Annotated in this window: 13 protein-coding genes; 8 read left to right on the top strand and 5 right to left on the bottom strand. The window is 66.3% G+C overall.

Translation table 11 applies throughout. The features are described from left to right. Window positions 1-64: 64 nt before the first annotated feature. Window positions 65-2,590: a protein kinase gene (locus tag NTV05_10785; protein MCX6544878.1), complete on the top strand. Its 2,526-nt coding sequence runs from the start codon at window positions 65-67 to the stop codon at window positions 2,588-2,590. Between the two features lie 35 nt (window positions 2,591-2,625). Here NTV05_10785 and NTV05_10780 read toward each other — a convergent pair whose 3' ends face one another. Next, a complete protein-coding gene (locus tag NTV05_10780; protein ID MCX6544877.1) occupies window positions 2,626-3,600 on the bottom strand; it encodes a threonine/serine dehydratase in 975 nt (324 codons plus the stop codon). Between the two features lie 33 nt (window positions 3,601-3,633). Between NTV05_10780 and NTV05_10775 the strand changes: the two genes are divergently transcribed. Continuing rightward, window positions 3,634-4,275, top strand: coding sequence for an MBL fold metallo-hydrolase (locus NTV05_10775; protein MCX6544876.1), 642 nt, complete (start codon window positions 3,634-3,636; stop codon window positions 4,273-4,275). Here NTV05_10775 and NTV05_10770 read toward each other — a convergent pair. Together NTV05_10770 and NTV05_10765 are read right to left on the bottom strand one after the other, a co-directional pair. Then, the gene (locus tag NTV05_10770; GenBank protein ID MCX6544875.1) at window positions 4,266-4,580 is read right to left on the bottom strand and encodes an FHA domain-containing protein; all 315 of its coding nucleotides are present in this window, start codon (window positions 4,578-4,580) and stop codon (window positions 4,266-4,268) included. The two genes, NTV05_10775 and NTV05_10770, sit on opposite strands and share 10 nt — an antisense overlap. Continuing rightward, window positions 4,552-6,246: an alpha/beta fold hydrolase gene (locus NTV05_10765; protein ID MCX6544874.1), complete on the bottom strand. Its 1,695-nt coding sequence runs from the start codon at window positions 6,244-6,246 to the stop codon at window positions 4,552-4,554. Before NTV05_10765 ends, NTV05_10770 begins: the two co-directional genes overlap by 29 nt. Window positions 6,247-6,299: 53 nt before the next feature. On the opposite strand from NTV05_10765, the gene NTV05_10760 reads away from it, so the two are divergent. Further along, a complete protein-coding gene (locus NTV05_10760; GenBank protein ID MCX6544873.1) occupies window positions 6,300-7,337 on the top strand; it encodes a hypothetical protein in 1,038 nt (345 codons plus the stop codon). A 189-nt stretch (window positions 7,338-7,526) separates the two neighbouring features. Here the strand turns inward: NTV05_10760 and NTV05_10755 are convergent, their stop codons facing one another. Beyond that, complete coding sequence (locus NTV05_10755; GenBank protein MCX6544872.1) at window positions 7,527-7,931, bottom strand: (deoxy)nucleoside triphosphate pyrophosphohydrolase; 405 nt, start codon at window positions 7,929-7,931, stop codon at window positions 7,527-7,529. A gap of 59 nt (window positions 7,932-7,990) precedes the next feature. Next, window positions 7,991-8,719 (bottom strand): A/G-specific adenine glycosylase, encoded by a 729-nt coding sequence (locus tag NTV05_10750; protein MCX6544871.1) that lies wholly within the window; start codon window positions 8,717-8,719, stop codon window positions 7,991-7,993. 127 nt (window positions 8,720-8,846) lie between these two features. Here NTV05_10750 and NTV05_10745 point away from each other — a divergent pair, with 127 nt between their 5' ends. The 5 genes from NTV05_10745 to thiI all read left to right on the top strand — a co-directional run bounded on the left by NTV05_10745 (window position 8,847) and on the right by thiI (window position 13,987). Continuing rightward, window positions 8,847-9,380 (top strand): cob(I)yrinic acid a,c-diamide adenosyltransferase, encoded by a 534-nt coding sequence (locus NTV05_10745; protein ID MCX6544870.1) that lies wholly within the window; start codon window positions 8,847-8,849, stop codon window positions 9,378-9,380. Then, window positions 9,377-10,270, top strand: a complete 894-nt coding sequence (hpnC, locus tag NTV05_10740) for a squalene synthase HpnC (GenBank protein ID MCX6544869.1) — start codon at window positions 9,377-9,379, stop codon at window positions 10,268-10,270. Before NTV05_10745 ends, hpnC begins: the two co-directional genes overlap by 4 nt. Window positions 10,271-10,279: 9 nt before the next feature. Beyond that, window positions 10,280-11,155 (top strand): presqualene diphosphate synthase HpnD, encoded by an 876-nt coding sequence (hpnD, locus tag NTV05_10735; protein ID MCX6544868.1) that lies wholly within the window; start codon window positions 10,280-10,282, stop codon window positions 11,153-11,155. After that, window positions 11,152-12,507: a hydroxysqualene dehydroxylase HpnE gene (gene hpnE, locus NTV05_10730; protein MCX6544867.1), complete on the top strand. Its 1,356-nt coding sequence runs from the start codon at window positions 11,152-11,154 to the stop codon at window positions 12,505-12,507. Before hpnD ends, hpnE begins: the two co-directional genes overlap by 4 nt. Before the next feature lie 283 nt (window positions 12,508-12,790). Then, window positions 12,791-13,987, top strand: coding sequence for a tRNA 4-thiouridine(8) synthase ThiI (gene thiI, locus NTV05_10725; GenBank protein MCX6544866.1), 1,197 nt, complete (start codon window positions 12,791-12,793; stop codon window positions 13,985-13,987). The last annotated feature ends 42 nt before the right edge of the window (window positions 13,988-14,029 follow it).

The raw sequence follows: 14,029 nt of genomic DNA, 5'->3' as shown, positions 1-14,029 counted from the left end.
TCGATAACGTTCTCGAGACCAACGCGGGTGGCTTTTTCTGGATTGCCCACCTTGCGGACCATCCATGAGTCAGGCAATCGGCCACTACGACATTCTCGCTGTCGTCGGCACCGGTCGACAAGGAACCGTCTACCGGGCGCGCGATACGCGAATCGGCCGTACCGTGGCGGTCCGCGTGCTGGGCGATGTCATTCCCGACCCGCTGCATCGCACGCGCCTGGTCGACAGCATCAGGCCGTACACGGCGCTCTCCCACTCCAACATCGCCACGCTGTTCGAAGTGGGCGAGCATGAGGGCCGCGTCTACCTGGTGTACGAGTTCGTGGCGGGCGAGACGCTGTCGGCGCTGGAATCGGGCCGGGCGCTCAATGTCCGTCGCGCGCTGGACCTCGCCGTGCAGGTGGCGGATGCGCTTGCAGAGGCACACGCCTGCAACCTCATCCACGGCGCACTGACTCCCACGTCCATCTGCGTCACGTCGAAAGGCCGCGCGAAGGTCCTGGATTTTGGCCTCGCCGAACGAAGCCAGCCGCAGGACACCGCCGGGGTCGCCTATCTGTCGCCAGAACAGATCCAGGGTCTGCCGGTCGACCACCGGACGGACATCTTCGCGTTCGGTGCGGTCATCTGCGAGATGCTCACGGGACGTGAGCCGTTCGTGGGGTCGAACCCAGGCGGCACCGGTCCCGGTTTCGGGCAATCTCCCCGCACGGTGCCGAGTCTGACCAACCCAGCGGTGCCGCATTCCCTTGACGCCATCGTCGCCAAGGCGCTCGCCAGGGACCCTTTCGACCGGCACCAGAGCGCCGCCGAAATGGCCGCCGCGCTGCGTGCTACGTCTGAGGCGGTGCGGGCCCGCGATGCGGCCACCGAGCCGGCCGAGCCAGCTCCGCGACAGGGCGCACGATGGGTCCGAATGGGACTGGTGAGTCTCTTCCTGGTTGCTGGCGCGGCGTTGGCGGTCTGGCATTGGCAGAACGTTCTGCTGAAGACCTGGCACGGGCACTTCGGGCCACGGCCGACCCCGCTCGTGGTGGCGTTGCCCTTCACCATCGGCGGCGGAGAGGTCACGCGGCCGTACTTCGGGCCCGGACTGGCCGAAGACCTGATGATGCGTCTCGGTCAGACGACGGGCGTGACCACGCTCGGGCGATCGTCGATTCGGGCATTTGCCGGCCGATCGCCTCAGTCGGTGGCCCGGGACGTGGAGGCGAGCGTGGCGCTGACCGGAGTGATCTCGCCATCCGATCCGGACTGGAAGAGGCTGGAGGTCAGCATCAGCCTGATTGACCTGGCCGACGGCGAGACGATCTGGAATCGGAGCTACACCGCGGAGACCGGCGACATCATCGCGCTCGAGACGCGGATGGTCAGGGACATCTCCGGCCGCCTCGGCATCGCGTTCGCTCAAACGTCCACGACCGATCGCGCCGCCCTCCGGATCGTCGCCCCGGCAGCGTTCGACGCCTACTTGCAGGCGCGCGAGGCGCTGGCCGCGCAGGACGCCAGCCGTGCCATCCAGCTGTTCGAAGGCGCGATCGCGGCAGACTCCTCGATGTTCGAGGCGCAGACCGGACTGGTCGAGGCGTTGTCGATCGGTGCCGCGTTCGAGGGGCGCCTCGGATTTGCGGAAGTGTCGAGCCAGATGCGCGAAGCCGCCGAGCAGGCCGCGACGGCCGATCCGGATGCCGCATCGGTCCAGTTTGCCCTCGGCCTGTCGTCGCCAACGTTGCACGAAGCGCTGTCGCGACTGCGCCGGGCGATCGAGATCGATCGATCGTACGTCGCCGCGTACTCGGCGATTGCGGACCTGTTGAGAGATGTCGATCCCGCCAGATCGATGAGGTTCGCCAGGCGCGTCGTCGAGCTCGATCCGGTATCGCCACTGGCGCACTATCAACTCGCCACCGGCTACATCGCGCAGGGTGAATTCGAACAGGGCCTGACGGAGGCAGCTCGAGGTCAGGCGCTGGCACCCTCATTGCCGTGGTGGGACACCCTGCGGGACCGCGTCCGGATTGCGCGCCCGCCGACTGGGAACGCGGCCGTTCGCGGGGCGGCAAGGTCGGGAGCGGATCTGCCCCCGGCCGCGCTCATGCTTGCGTCCTCACTGCTGCTCGACGGCCGCACGGCCGATGCGGCCGCCGCCATCATCAACATTACGCGGCTGTACCCCACCGCCTGCGACCCGTGGGCGATGCTCGCCGGCATCCCGAGATCCGGCGCCGACCGCACCGACGGCCGCAGACTCGGAGAGCAAATCCTGACACACGCTGGAAAGGTTGAAGATCCCGCGCCATTGGCCCGCTGCGCCGCGATGACCGCGGCGGCGCTTCATGACGCCGCACGGACAGCGGCGTGGATCGAGCGCGCGGCCGGCTCTGATCGGGTGTTGCGGATGTGGGGCGCGACCAACGGCGTCATGAGCCCGCGTGCGGCAATCCACCAGCAGCTCTTCCCCTGGCGCAACGTCACCGCCAATCCCGGCGTCATCGCCGCGGTGGCGGCGCTCGACGCCAGCTACGCCCGCACCCGGGATGACGCGGCCAGACTCCTCGAAGGGCTCCTGGAACAATCAGCCGTCCGATAGCGGCTCGGGCCGACGTGCCTGAGGAGGGACGGCGGCTACTCCAGGCGATCCATGAGCAGCGCGCCAAGCCTCGCCGAATCGATGTTGGCTCCCGACAGCACCACCGCGACCTTCCGTCCCGTGACCTGAAAACCTTCGGCGAGCGCGGCCACGGCGGCTGCCCCGGCTCCCTCCGCCACGAGATGTTCGTGCGTCATCAACCCGCGCACCGCTTCCTCGATCGCGCGCTCAGGTGCGACGACGACCCGATCGACGTAGCGTTGAACCAGATCAAAGGTGACAGAGTCGGGATCCATATTTCCGGCCAGCCCGTCGGCAATTGTCGGCTTCACCGTGACCTCGGTGATGCGTCCCGCGGCGAGCGAGGTGGAGAAGGCCGGGGAGGCCTCCGCTTCGACGCCGATCACCTGGACGCGCGCTGACGCGGCCTTGATGGCGAGGGCGATGCCGCTCACCAATCCGCCCCCTCCGACAGGAGCCATAATCGTCTCAACCTCCGGCCAGTCTTCGAGGATCTCGATCCCGATCGTGGCCGCGCCGGCAATCACGTCCGGGTGGCTGTACGGCGAGATGTACGTGATCCGCTCGGCGGCCGCGAATTGCTTCGCCAGCAATTCAGCCTCTTCGTAGTTTGACGCGACCGCCCGCAGATCCGCGCCATGCGCCGAAATCGGATCCAGTTTGGCGCGCGGCGCGTGCTTCGGCGTGAAGACCACCAGCCGCAACCCCAGACGCTCGCACGCGTAGGCCATGGCCCGTCCGTGATTGCCTGCCGACGCGGTCACGAGGAAGCGCGATCGCCCGACATCGCCGGCTTCGCGCTCGAGCCGTGCGGCAGCGACGTTGACCGCGCCGCGAGCCTTGAACGAGTTGGTCACCTGGAGCGACTCGAGCTTCAACCTGACCGTCGCGCCCGATTGCGACGAGAGCCACGGTGAGTGGACCAGCGGCGTGTGCCTGATGTACGGAGCGATGCGCTGCCGTGCTGCGAAGACGTGCGTCAGCCTCATGCGTCAGTATTCTAACTCCTGTATTCTGTTTCCATGCTCTTCGAGACCCGCGCCGCTGCTCCCTTCTTCAAGAACGGCTTCCTGCTTGGCTGCGAGACCACTCGCAAGGCCATCGTCATCGACCCTGGAGACGAGGCGCAGGAGCTCGTCGACCTCATTGAACGCGGCCGCCTGACCGTCGATTACATCCTGCTGACGCACGCCCATATGGATCACGTGAGCGGCGTCGCCAGGATGAAGCGGGCCACCGGCGCCCCCATCGGGCTTCATCACGACGACCTCTTTCTCTACGATCTTGCCGTGCAGCAGGGGCTGATGTTCGGCTACACGGTCGAGCCGCCGCCGAAGCCGGATTTCTTCTATCAGGCCGGCGTGCCGCTCGCATTTGGCAGGTACGAGGTGCGCGTGCACCATACGCCCGGCCACAGCCCGGGCGGCGTGGCCCTGCAGGTCGGCCCCGCCGGCACCAACGGCCGCGACGTGTTCGTCGGCGACTCACTATTTGCGGGATCGATCGGCCGGACCGATCTGACAGGCGGCGACGCCGACACGCTGATCAATTCGATTCGGACGGTGCTGTTTGCCCTCGGGGATGACGCCGTCGTCTACCCGGGGCACGGGCCGCAGACGACGATCGGCGAGGAAAGGCGCAACAACCCGTTTCTTCAGGAGTGATGGCCCCGATCGTCGCGCTCGAGCATCAACTCGGCGCGCCCGATCGTCAACACCGCCCCTTCCGCGAGCGTGGCTCGCTGCACCCGGTCTCCATTGACCCACGTGCCATTCGTGCTGTCGAGATCCTGCAGCTCGACGATGCCCTCCGGCGACACCGTGAACCGGCAGTGCAACCTCGACACCAGCGGCGCATCGATGATGAAGTCCGACCGCGACGAGCGGCCGGCCGTCTTGACGTGACCCGGCATCAGCCGGAACGTCAGGGCATTCTCAGGTTCAACGCCCAGGGCGCGCAATATCCACATGAAGCGTGTCCTTCAGCCAGCCGACCAGCGCGGCAATCAGCCCGGGGCTGACAGCGCGGTCCCGCAGCGACGCGTACTCGTCCATCTCCCCGGTCGCGGCCGGCACCAGCAGGTGATTGGCGCCTTCCACCACCGAAAGCTCCGAGACCGGGTTGTTCTTGCGTGCTTTCGCCATGCCGGCCAGCAGTTGACCGTGGCGAGCCATCACCTCCCGATCGCGATCGGCCTGGACGATGAGGATCGGCTGTGGCACCTTGCGCATGATCCTGGCGGGGTCGAACGTGAGGAAGCTCTTGAACCACGGCGTGTCGGCCTGTCGCCTGTACGGGGGCGGGATGGCTTCCCACCCATTGCCGGTAACGACCGCCGCATGGATCTGCTTCTGCAGACCCATCCTCCGTTGCTTCTCCTCGTCGGACAGGTTCATTCCGCCCAGCAGGTGACGCTGCTGCTCGAGCACAAGATCCGCGCCGGTTGTGCCGGGTGTTGCGATGAGCGCGAGCGCCGCGACATTCTTCCTTTCCTCGGATGCCGCCAGCATGCTGACCAGTCCACCCTCGCTGTGGCCAACGAGTGTGACGCGTTTCGGATCCACGTCTTTGCGCTTCGTCAGGTACCTCACGACCGCGCGCACATCGTCTGAGTAGTCCACCAACGTCGCCGACTCGTCTCGGCCGCCGCTTTGTCCGATCCCGCGCTTGTCGTAACGAATCACCAGGAAGCCCGCGTCGGCGATCGCGTTGGCCAACTGCGCGAAGATCGACACACCAGAGACGGTCTCGTCGCGATCGGCCGGGCCGGACCCCGGCACAAGGACCACCGCCGGCAACCGGATGGCCGCTCCGGTTCCTGCCGCGGCCGGCTTGGAGACAGTGGCGGCAAGCGTGAAACCGCTGGCCTGGATGCGCGTTTGTTCGTCCGTCGGTCGTGCCATCCGCTCGACCCGCGACGAGACTGCCGCGACATCATCGCGGGCCACATCGAGTCCCTGGGCCGGCACGCGGAAACGAACCAGCCTGCTGCCTTCGTCCGCCCACACCTCGGCCGCCACGGTCCCCTTGGGATTGATCAACGTGATGTCATACCGCTTTGCGACGATCATCCGCGACGCCGTCTGGATGCGTTCGTCACTGATGGTGTCGAGGCGGATCGCAATTTCAGCCTCAGGCGCGACGTAGGCTTTGAGCTGGCCTCCGGGACTGACCGCCGCCAGCCGCAGGGCGAGTGCTTCGAAGGCCCCGAAGAACATGTTCGGCAGCACCATCGTGTCGATGGCCACGTCGTCGGTCTTCTGGGATTCCTGACCGGCCTGGATGATGCTGCTGGTGGCCTTCCCGTTCGCGAACGCCGTTCGGAGCATTCGCGGCTGTCCGCGCAACGCCGCGTCAATTTCGAGGGAGAGCGGCTTCCAATCACGGTCGTACCGGAGTTCGAAGCGGGACGTCGACAGGCTGATCGGCGCACCAAGCCGGCCCGTGGCCCTGATGGTCCATCCTTCTGGCGATGCGGTAACGGTCACCTGCTCGGAACCTATCGCGCCACCCGACATGAAGACGGTGAAACTGGCAGGCAGGGCCTGCGTGGATGCGGGTTGCGGCTGCGCCGGCGCCTGCGCCGCGGTTCCTAGGACGAAAATCGCGGCGAGGATAGAATGGAATCGAACCATAACGAGACTGAGCATATCAGCAAATAGTGCGACCACGCCTCGCGCGGCGAACCATGCTTTCACCCGATCAGATACGCCAGTACACGAACATCCGCAGGGGCGCGGCCCTCATCGATCGGCATCACCGCGGACGCATCTTCGTCCGGGGAGGCGACCGGAAGTCGTTTCTGCAGGCTCTTCTGACAAACGACGTTCTGGCGCTTGGCCCGGGCGCGGGCTGTTACGCTGCGATGCTGACTCCGCTTGGCCGGATGGTGACCGACATGCGCGTCTTCGAGCTGGGGGACGCGACACTGCTGGAGGTGCCGCGCGCCGTCAAGGACGCATTCATCGCCTTGCTCGAGCAGGTGATCTTCAGCGAAGACGTGCAAGTGGGAGATCTGACCGATCCGCTTGGATGCGTAAGCGTTCAGGGGCCCATGGCCGCGGCGGTGATCGAACACGCACTGGGTGACCGACTTCGGAACGGGCCGGCGGCGCTTCTCGACGAACTGTCGAACTGGCCCGCGTATCACAATCAGCGAATCGGCCTCGACGACGAAATGGGCGTCCTGGCCCGCGTCGACGAATTCGGCATGCCCGGTTTCCTGATTCTCGCACCGCCGAATCGCCTGCCCGCACTGGCCGCGGCAATCGCCGCGGCTGGCGCGATCGTGCCGGATGCCGAGGTCGTTGAGACACTTCGCATCGAAAGCGGGACGCCCGCGTTCCTGGTCGACATGACCGACGATACGATTCCGCTCGAAGCGGGCATCGAAGCCCAGGCCATCAGTTCGACGAAGGGCTGCTACCCCGGCCAGGAGGTCATCGTCCGCATTCGTGACCGCGGGCAGGGGCGGATCGTCAGAAGACTGGTCGGCCTCGCCATCGACGGCGATGCTGAACCATCACGCGGTGACACGCTGCAGGCGAACGGGAAAGACGTTGGCCATGTGACCAGCGCCGCGTACTCTCCGGCGCTCGGAAGACCAATCGCACTCGGATACGTCCACCGGGACCACATTGCCCCGGGCAGCCGCCTCACCGTCGCGCACGCCGGCGCGACGCTATCAGCGACCGTCACCGCGCTGCCGTTCGTTGCCCACGGCTGAAGGTGGGATGGCCTTTCTCTCGAAGCGGCCCCTCGAACCAAGCCGATCAGCGTGAGTTCGCAAAACGCACCGTGACGGCCAGGACGGGCTGCGCGAAGAGCGCACACGTCAGGTCGGCGACGAGTCCGGTAAGGTGCGCTTTGCCGGCTTGTGTGAGCGGGGACGCGGAGAGAGAGGCCATCCCGCTATTCAGATCTCCCGGGCGATCAGTCTACGCACCAGTTCGTTGTCGGCAGGGGGAAGCGGGAAACTGCAAAGATCCGCGCGCGGCACCCAGCGCAGCGCCTGGCCGAGGACCGGCCGCGGGTCGCTCTTCAACTCGCACCGGAAGAAACGCAGTTCGACGACGCGCTCGGGATACTCGTGAGTAGTGGCGAGGATTTCGACACCCACGTCGATCTCAGCGTCGAGTTCTTCCTTGATCTCCCTGATCAGGCAGGCCTCGAGTGTCTCGCCCGGCTGGCGCTTGCCGCCAGGGAACTCCCAGTGCCCGGCCAGATGGGTGCCGTCGAGCCGGCGCGCCATCAGGAACGCCCCGTCCCGCTCGATAACTGCAGCCGTCACGACGACGTGTCGCCGATCGCGTGGTCTCATCTGTGCCATATGGTCATGCGCCCACGAAAAGGGGCCTGGCCCCTTTTCTCGTGCCAGTCTCATTCTCGCACGCGCACTGCCCGGGTCGGGCGGAAGGGGTACGAGCGGCAGATCGACGACATCGTGCACATTCCACACTTCGGCTTGCGTGCAGTGCACACCATCGCGCCAAAATCCATCATGCCCTGGTTGAAATCAAAGACGCGCTTGTACGGCATCGTGATGTCAGCGAGCAGCCAAAGATGTTTCTTTACCCGGTGTGTTGTGAAGTCGCCGCGGCCCACAAAGATCCGGAACAGGACCCGTGCGACATTGGTATCGAGAATCGCAGCCCGCTGTTTGAATGCGAAGCTCCGCACGGCTCCGGCCGTATACGGACCAATGCCCTTGAACGACAGCAGCGTCGCCGAGTCCGACGGCAGCTCACCGCCGTAGTTCGCGACCGCCTCACACGCGATCGCGTGCAGACGGCGGGGCCTGATGTTGTAACCCAACGGGTACCACGTCTTGACCACCTCGTCCTCAGGGGTCGCAGCCAGGGCGCCAAACGACGGGTACTTCTCGAGCCACTCCGCGAACTTCGGCAGCACGCGATCGACCTGCGTCTGCTGGAGCATCACCTCCGATACCAGTATGTGGTACGGATCATCGGTCTGCCGCCACGGCAGGTCGCGGCCGTTACGGTCGTACCAGTGCAGCAGTCTGCGCCTGAACTTCTGCCTCAGGGCGGGGCCGGGCAACCGGGAGGCCTGGAGGCGCGACGGGGGCGTGGTTGGTTTGGCCATCATTGGGGACGGCTTCAGAACCTGCGCGAGCGACCCGTCCCGAGACATTGGCTCGCCGCAGCCGCGCGGGAGAAAGCGGTTGCGAGAACGGGTTCTGAAACCGGTTCATCACCCTTATAATCCAATCGGCATGAAGATCTACACTCGAACCGGCGACGCGGGCACCACGAACCTGGTTGACGGCGCCAGGATCGCGAAGTCCGACCCGCGGGTGGACGCTTGTGGCGAGGTCGACGAGGCCAACGCGGTGCTCGGTCTGGTCAGGGCTCTAAGCCTCGATCGCGACCTCGACGACATGCTGGTGCAGGTCCAGCGGGACCTGTTCGCGCTCGGATCCCGGCTGGCGGATCCAGCCGGGAAGATTGCGACGCATCCCGAACGGACCGCACTCGGACAACAGGACGTGGTTCGGCTCGAGGGGTGGATCGACCGACTCGAAGGAGAACTCACGCCGCTCCGCCGCTTCATTCTTCCCGGGGGGGCGGCGCCCGGCGCTGCGCTTCACGTAGCGCGAACCGTCTTTCGCCGCGCCGAACGCCGCATCGTCGCGCTCGGCGCCGTGGAACCGCTGCTGCTGGCCTACGCCAATCGTCTCTCCGATCTGTTCTTTGTCATGGCCCGGGTCACCAACGCCCGGGCGGGCGTGCCCGAGGTCGAGTGGTGAACGTCGGCGAGGCCTATGCGGCTTGCCAGCGCCTCGCCCGGACGCATTACGAGAACTTCCCAGTGGCATCGTACCTGCTGCCGCGCCGGATGCGCCCGCACATTGCGGCCATCTACGCCTTCGCGCGCACGGCCGACGACTTCGCCGACGAAGGTACGCTCTCGGCGGACATGCGTCTCGCGCGTCTCGATGAGTGGCTCCTGCGGCTCAAGTCAGGCCCTGCCCCGGGACTCGTCGAAGGTGTTCCGGACGCTGATGCGATCTTCGTGGCGCTCGCCAACACGATTCGCGAGCGCGCGCTGCCCGTTGATTTGTTCGAAGACCTGCTGAGCGCCTTCCGGCAGGACGTCACGACGACCCGCTATGAGTCCTGGCCGGAGGTGCTCGACTACTGCCGGCGGTCGGCCAACCCGGTTGGGAGACTGGTCCTCCGTGTTGCCGGTTCCGCCAGCGTGGACCTCGATCAGGCGTCGGATGCGGTCTGCACGGCGTTGCAGCTCACCAACTTCTGGCAGGACTTCGAACGCGACTGGCAGAAGGGTCGACTGTATGTGCCGCTTTCCGACATGCGCGCGTTGGGCGCGCGCACCGAAGATCTCGAGAGGCGGTGTCTCACCGCCAACTGGCGCAGTGTCCTGTCGCTGATGGCCGGCCGGACACGGGCGCTGTTCGACCAGGGCCGCTGCGTCTGCGACGGCGTTTCTGGCCGTCTCCGCTTCGAGCTCCGGATGACCTGGCTCGGCGGCCGCCGCATTCTGGATGCGCTCGAACGTGACGGCTTCGATGTGTTTGCGAATCGGCCCGCGCTCGGCGTCGGGGACATTCCAGCACTCGCGTGGGGCGCACTCGTGTGGCGCGCGTCACACCCGGCCGGGTTGGCAGAAAACTGAGTCGATCTCATGGCCCGTCGCGACACCAGCTTCTACTACTCGTTCGTCGTGCTGCCGTCCGACCAGCGACGCGCGATCGTCGCGGTGTGGGACTTCTGTAGGGCCGTAGACGATGCAGTCGATGAGAAAGCGGGAATGGCTGACCGGGCGGCGGCCAGAGCAGCAGCGGCGGCGGAGCTCGCAAAGTGGCGTCGCGAACTCGCGGCGTTGTTCGAGGGCGGGCCGGTCGACTCGACCGTCGCGCTGAATCTCAGGCCGCACGTCCATGTGTTCAACCTGCCGCGCAGGGCGTTCGAAGACGTGATCGACGGTGTGGAAATGGACCTCGACGAGCGCAGGTATGCGACCTTCGACGATCTCCGTCAATACTGCCACCGCGTAGCGTCGGCCGTCGGCCTGATATGCATCGAGATCTTCGGCTACAAAGATGCCCGCTGCCGGGAATACGCGCTCAACCTCGGCGTGGCGCTCCAGTTGACCAACATCCTGAGAGATGTCGGAAAGGACCTGGGTGTCGGCAGGCTCTACCTGCCGCAGGAGGATCTGGTCCGGTTCGGCGTGACTGAGGACGCGTTGCGCGCCGGCGTCGTATCCGAGCCGGTACGGAATCTTCTGGTGTTCGAGGCAGAACGGACGCGCGAGTACTACCGGCACGCCGCTCGCGCGCTTCCCCCGATTGACGCCCGGCGTCTTGTGGCCGCGCGCATCATGGGCGCTATCTACTTTGATCTCCTGCGGCGGATCGAGCGCAGCGGGTACGCCGTGTTTGGCGCGCCCCTTCGCGCCACGCGCGGGCGCAAGGCTCTGATTGCCGCCACGGTGTGGACACAGTCGATGCTGGGCATGCCCGTCGAACGCTCCCTCGCCGGCTCACACCCGAAATGAACGGCCACGCGTTCGACGTGATTGTCATCGGCGGCGGCGTGGCAGGGCTCAGCGCCGCCGCGGCGCTCACCGATCAGGGTGCCCGCGTGCTGGTTGTCGAAGCGCGCCCCGTCCTCGGCGGCCGGGCGTCTTCGCACCGTGATCCCGCCACGGACGAAATCGTCGACAACGGCCAGCACATCCTCCTCGGGTGCTATCGCGAGTCGTTTGCCTTTCTCAAGCGAATCGGGGCCGAATCAGCTGTCCGCCTGCAGCCGTCGCTGGAAGTGCCGTTGGTCGACCCGGCCGGCGTGCGGACGACTCTGAAGTGCCCCGCATTGCCGGCGCCGTTTCACTTGCTTGCCGGTTTGCTGGCTTGGAACGCGTTGTCGTGGGCCGATCGGCTGTCGGCGCTCAGGATGGCGCCCGTCGTCAGGCGGGCGCAGCAGCAACTGCGCGGCCGCCCAGGCAGGATCGCGGCGTCACCGGAAGAGACCGTCGAGAACTGGCTTGTCCGCCATGGACAGCGCCCCCGCCTCCGCGAGATGTTGTGGGAGCCGCTGGCGCTGGCCGCGCTCAATCAGCCCGCCGACGAAGCCGCGGCGCCGCCGTTCGCAAGAGTACTCGCGGAGATGTTCGGCAGCGACCGACAGGCCTCCGCGCTCGGGTTCCCCGCGCGGTCGCTGGTCGAGACGTATGCCGCGCCCGCCCGGCAGTACGTCGAATCGAGAGGCGGGGCTGTGCACACAAACGCCCTCGCGACCGTGATCGTTGAGGGCGGGCGAGCGATGGGTGTGCGCGTCCGGAGCGGAGAGGAGCATCGCGCTGGTGCCGTCGTGTCGGCCGTGCCGTGGTTCGCACTCGCCAATCTGTTCGACTCGCCGCCGCCGGAACTTGCGGATGTCGTCGCATGCGCCGGCCGGATGGGAGCGTATCCGATCGTGACCGTGAATCTCTGGTTCGATCGACGCGTGCTCGATACCCCCTTCGTCGGATTGCCCGGGCGGGCGATGCAGTGGATCTTCGCGACGCGCCTGATCGTCGGCGAGGCCGCGAGCCGGTTGTCGTTGGTCTCGAGCGGCGCGTCCGAGATCGTGTCGCGCGGCAATCACGAGGTGGTAGCGCTGGCCGTCGCAGAACTGCGGGACGGGGTGCCGGCCGCACGCGGCGCGACGCTGAAGCATGCGACCGTCGTGCGGGAACGGCGCGCCACATTCTCGCTCGCGCCAGGCCAGCCGCGCCGCCCCGGCGCGGAGACCGGGCTCGCCGGATTCCTCCTGGCGGGCGATTGGACCGACACGGGTTTGCCGGGTACCATTGAGAGCGCCGCCGCGAGCGGACACGTTGCGGCGAAGCTGATCGGGCGCAATTAATTGCGCCCCTACGGGACGGTCGATCACCAGACGCACGGCGCCCGTGGCGCGGGAGGACGGTTTCCGAAGTGTCCCCTCGAACCAAGCCGACAGCGAAGCCCTGAGCAAAGTCGAAGGGCGTGAGTCTGCAAAACGCGCCGTGAGGGCCAAGACAGGCCGCGCGAGTAGCGCAACCGTCAGGTCGGCGACCCGTCCCGGCAAGGCACGTTTTGCCGGTTTGTGTGAGCGGGGACACGTAGGAACCGTGCTCCCGCGTATCCGGGGCAGCGAGCAAGAAACACACATGAACTCGATCATCGTTCACTACCAGGAGATCGCGCTGAAGGGGCGCAACCGGCCCTACTTCATCGCGAAGCTCGTCCGGAACCTGCGCAGGCAGACAGCCGACATCGGCGTGCAGGACGTGCGGGCGCTCATGGGCCGGATCGAGATCGTGCTCGGACCGTTGGCAGAGTACCAGCGCGTCGAGGAGCGGCTTCACCACGTCTTCGGCATCGCGAATTTCTCGAAGGCCGGACGGGTCGCCCTCGATTTCGAGGTCCTCTGCCAGGCGATCCTGGCCGATTTGGAGGGCCACCCGCCGGTGACGTTCCGGGTCAACGCGAAGCGCGGCGACAAGCGCTTTCCGATGACCTCTCCGGAAGTCGAACGCGAGATCGGCGGGCGTATTGTCGAAGCGCTCGGGTGGAAGGTGAAGCTCGACCGCCCGGAGCTGTCAGTCAACGTCGAACTGCTGTCGAGTCAGGCGTTCTACTCGTGGGGAAAACAGAAGGGCGCCGGCGGCATGCCGACCGGCGTCAGCGGGCGCGTAGCCTGCCTGTTGTCGGGCGGGATCGATTCCCCGGTCGCGGCCTGGCGGCTGATGAAGCGCGGGTGCACGGTTGTGCCCATCCACTTTCACAGTTATCCGTTCGTCACGCGCGCATCGCAGGAGAAGGTGCGTGAGATCGTCGAGATTCTGACGCGGTACCAGATGAAGACCACGCTGAAGCTCGTGCCGTTCGGCGAGTTGCAGCGGCAGATTGTGCTGAGCGTGCCGCCCCCGCTTCGAGTCGTGATCTACCGGCGCATGATGCTGCGCATCGCCGAGCGGCTTGCGCGGGACACTCGCGCCAGGGCACTGGTCACCGGCGAAGTCATCGGACAGGTGGCGTCGCAGACCCTCGAGAATCTCACCGTGATTGCGGCGGCGACCCAGATGCCGATTCTGAGACCGCTCGTTGGCATGGACAAGGAAGAGATCATCGTCGAGGCCCAGCGCATCGGGACCTACGAGATCTCAATCGTGCCCGACCAGGACTGCTGCCAGTTGTTCACGCCGCGCAGCCCCGAGACCCACGCGCGCGGCTGGCAGGTCGATGCGGTAGAGGCTCGACTGCCGGTTCAGGACATGGTCGCCTCCGCCATCGAGGCCACGGTGACAGAGAGCTTCGAGTTTCCGGAGCGCCTGCCAGGCGCCGAACCTGATCCGCTAAGATAGAACGTGCACCGAGCCCGTTATTCTCGCGAGAGCTGGAATTCA

The organism is Acidobacteriota bacterium (assembly GCA_026393755.1).
Lineage (GTDB): Bacteria > Acidobacteriota > Vicinamibacteria > Vicinamibacterales > JAKQTR01 > JBAXOX01.
This window is presented reverse-complemented; position numbering and strand designations above follow the sequence as displayed.

What these genes read in the sequence shown, in the direction of transcription:
- NTV05_10785 (MCX6544878.1), top strand. Translation starts at nt 65, where the DNA reads ATGAGTCAGGCAATCGGCCACTACGACATTCTCGCTGTCGTCGGCACC.
- NTV05_10760 (MCX6544873.1), top strand. Translation starts at nt 6,300, where the DNA reads ATGCTTTCACCCGATCAGATACGCCAGTACACGAACATCCGCAGGGGC.
- NTV05_10750 (MCX6544871.1), bottom strand. Translation starts at nt 8,719, where the DNA reads ATGATGGCCAAACCAACCACGCCCCCGTCGCGCCTCCAGGCCTCCCGG.
- hpnE (MCX6544867.1), top strand. Translation starts at nt 11,152, where the DNA reads ATGAACGGCCACGCGTTCGACGTGATTGTCATCGGCGGCGGCGTGGCA.
- NTV05_10775 (MCX6544876.1), top strand. Translation starts at nt 3,634, where the DNA reads ATGCTCTTCGAGACCCGCGCCGCTGCTCCCTTCTTCAAGAACGGCTTC.
- NTV05_10755 (MCX6544872.1), bottom strand. Translation starts at nt 7,931, where the DNA reads ATGAGACCACGCGATCGGCGACACGTCGTCGTGACGGCTGCAGTTATC.
- NTV05_10770 (MCX6544875.1), bottom strand. Translation starts at nt 4,580, where the DNA reads ATGTGGATATTGCGCGCCCTGGGCGTTGAACCTGAGAATGCCCTGACG.
- hpnD (MCX6544868.1), top strand. Translation starts at nt 10,280, where the DNA reads ATGGCCCGTCGCGACACCAGCTTCTACTACTCGTTCGTCGTGCTGCCG.
- thiI (MCX6544866.1), top strand. Translation starts at nt 12,791, where the DNA reads ATGAACTCGATCATCGTTCACTACCAGGAGATCGCGCTGAAGGGGCGC.
- NTV05_10780 (MCX6544877.1), bottom strand. Translation starts at nt 3,600, where the DNA reads ATGAGGCTGACGCACGTCTTCGCAGCACGGCAGCGCATCGCTCCGTAC.
- NTV05_10745 (MCX6544870.1), top strand. Translation starts at nt 8,847, where the DNA reads ATGAAGATCTACACTCGAACCGGCGACGCGGGCACCACGAACCTGGTT.
- NTV05_10765 (MCX6544874.1), bottom strand. Translation starts at nt 6,246, where the DNA reads ATGGTTCGATTCCATTCTATCCTCGCCGCGATTTTCGTCCTAGGAACC.